The organism is Desulfothermus sp., from assembly GCF_053993635.1.
The window spans coordinates 1-2,218 of the sequence record NZ_JBMYBT010000108.1 but is presented as its reverse complement, the minus strand read 5'-3'; the positions used below and the strand labels follow the sequence as shown (position 1 = coordinate 2,218).

At 39.0% G+C, this 2,218-nt stretch carries 2 protein-coding genes; both read left to right on the top strand.

Going from position 1 to position 2,218, the window contains the following annotated elements:
* The first annotated feature begins 31 nt into the window (after nt 1–31).
* A complete protein-coding gene (gene lepB / locus ACY2V1_RS08065) occupies nt 32–679 on the top strand; it encodes a signal peptidase I (protein ID WP_461834285.1) in 648 nt (215 codons plus the stop codon).
* Between the two features lie 29 nt (nt 680–708).
* On the top strand, nt 709–2,218 hold a 1,510-nt coding region (locus ACY2V1_RS08060), incomplete at its 3' end, for a YifB family Mg chelatase-like AAA ATPase (protein WP_461834284.1).

Here is a 2,218-nt window from a genome sequence, read left to right as displayed (position 1 = left end):
AACACTTAATATTAAGGAGTGATTTTTTAAAATGAAAAAATCTTTTAGTGAAATCGTAAAGGAATATGTAGAAGCCTTAGTTATTGCATTTATATTGGCCTTTTTTATCAGGGCATTTATAATTCAGGCATTTAAAATACCTTCTGGGTCCATGATACCAACATTGCAAATTGGGGATCATTTACTGGTAAATAAATTCATATACGGGGTAAAACTTCCGTTTATTGATAAGGAAATAATCCCAGTGTCTAAGCCTAAGTTTGGGGATGTTATTGTTTTTAAATTCCCACTTGATGAATCCAAAGACTTTATTAAGAGGGTAATTGGAGTGCCTGGAGATGTAATTGAAATAAAGGATAAAGTGGTATATAGAAATGGCAAAAAGCTAAATGAGCCATATGCAATACACACGTCTTATTCAATAATAAGAGAAACATTTCCAATGGACAAATGGCCCCCAAAGAGGTTTGATCCAAGGCTCAGGGATAACTTTGGACCTATAAAGGTCCCTGCACACAAATATTTTGTTATGGGAGACAACAGAGATGAATCATATGATTCAAGGTTCTGGGGCTTTGTAAAGGAGAACAAAATTTTGGGAAAGGCATGGATCATCTACTGGTCCTGGCAGGGCATAACCAACATTAGATGGAACAGGATGTTTAAGATTATTCATTAACACAGAAAAATTTGTAATTGGTTTTATATATGCTTGCCAAGGTAAAAAGCGCACTTTTAATTGGTATAGAGGCCCAGCCTGTAATTTTAGAGATAGACATAACAAGGTCCGGGATCCCCTGTTTTCGGATGGTGGGGCTTGCTGAGGGTGCTGTTAAGGAAAGCAAGGAGAGGGTGTTTACTGCGTTAAAAAATTGTGGCTTCAAAGTTCCAGCCTCAAGGATTACGGTAAATCTAGCACCTGCAGATATAAAAAAACAAGGCAGTTCCTATGACCTACCCCTTGCAATAGGGATTTTGTGTGCTCTTGAAAAAATTAAACCTTCTTCTTTAAATGATACCCTGTTCATAGGAGAGTTATCTTTAAATGGCGAGCTAAAGCCTGTTTCTGGAGCGCTCTCAATCGCCATGATGGCAAAAGAGAGCGGAATAAAAAGGATTATCCTGCCAGAAAAAAATGCAAAAGAGGCAAGTGTTGTAGATGGCATTGATTGTATAGCAGCTGGTTCACTTTTGGAATGTGTAGAGTTCCTAACAGGACAAAAACAGGCCCTGCCCATAAAATTAGACATAAAGAGTCTCTGGTCTCAAAGGGAAAAATTTTTAATAGATTTTGATGAGGTAAAAGGACAAAACCACGCCAAAAGGGCTATTGAAATAGCTGCAGCAGGGTCACACAATGTCCTGTTTATTGGCCCTCCTGGAAGCGGCAAGACAATGCTTGCCCAGAGGATACCTACTGTACTCCCTCCCCTGGAATTTAATGAGGCATTGGAGGTTACAAGGATTTATAGCGTTGCAGGCCTGCTAAATAACCAAAGTCTCATAGTGAGACGTCCATTTAGGGCCCCTCACCACACAATATCTGATGCAGGACTAATTGGTGGTGGTAGATATCCTTCACCTGGAGAGGTATCTTTGGCGAGCAAAGGAGTCCTTTTTTTAGATGAATTACCAGAATTTAAAAAACACGTACTTGAGGTCTTGCGACAACCCTTAGAAGATGGAAAAGTGACAATCTCGAGGGCATCTATGTCTTTAACATATCCAGCTGATTTTATGTTAGTCGCTGCAATGAATCCCTGCCCATGCGGCTATTTTGGCGACAAAAAACATACATGTTTATGTACACCTACCCAGATCCAGAGATATAGATCAAAGATTTCTGGTCCACTCTTAGATAGAATAGACCTACACGTAGAAGTAGGGCCTGTACCTTATGAAGACTTAAAACAAAATGTAAGTGGTGTATCCTCTAAGGTTATGAGGGAAAGGATTTTATCGGCAAGGGATGTGCAACAAAAAAGATATAAGGACTTACCCTTTTCAACCAATAGTAAACTATATGGTAAATGGCTGAATCAATTCTGCTCACTTGGCGAAAAAGAACATGAATTTTTACAAAATGCAGTGGAAAAATTGGGATTATCTGCAAGGGCATATACCAGGGTCCTTCGCATAGCAAGGACAATTGCAGATTTAGATAAAAAAGAAAAAATAGAAATAAATCACCTAGCTGAGGCCATTGGGTATAGGAGCC

Bases quoted from the DNA above. Each gene is read 5' to 3' on its own strand.
- lepB (WP_461834285.1), top strand. From the start codon at position 32: ATGAAAAAATCTTTTAGTGAAATCGTAAAGGAATATGTAGAAGCCTTA.